The following is a 483-nucleotide window of genomic DNA, read 5'->3' on the forward strand; positions in this document are numbered from 1 at the left end:
GTATGCGGGCGCGCCGCCAGGATGCCGGCACCCGCCATCCCGCGCGCGCCGCCCAGCACGGCGACGTCGCCATAGGTGCCCTTGTGCGAATTGTTGCGGCGCGGCGCGAGACAGCCCGCGAACAGTGCAGGCGCGTTCAGGCGCGCGTGCGCGGCTTCCGTGTGCAGGCCATGCGCACCGAGGCGGTTGACGTGCACGCGGCCCGCGTGGTCGCAGCCGTCGCCCGTGTGCAGGCCCGGTTTGTCGCCGAGGAAGGTGATCGTATGCGTGGCGCGCACGGCGATGCCGTCCGGGCCCACGACGCACCCCGTGTCCGCATCGAGGCCGCTCGGCACGTCCAGCGCGAGCACCGGACACGTCATGCCGTGCGTGCGTTCGACGAGCGCGCGCGCCTCGCCCGCGAGCGGACGCGCGAGGCCGATGCCGAACAGGCCGTCGACGACGAGGCAGCAGCCATGGCAGTCCGCGAGGTCCGCCACGAAG

1 protein-coding gene is annotated in these 483 nt (G+C 73.9%); it reads right to left on the reverse strand.

From position 1 onward, the window contains the following. Positions 1 to 483, reverse strand: a 483-nt coding sequence (locus tag ACEN88_RS34135) for an NAD(P)H-hydrate epimerase (protein WP_413346811.1), incomplete at both ends; no start/stop codon positions are given.

Origin of the sequence: Massilia sp. CT11-108 (assembly GCF_047302915.1) — a bacterium.
GTDB lineage: Bacteria > Pseudomonadota > Gammaproteobacteria > Burkholderiales > Burkholderiaceae_D > Telluria > Telluria orientalis.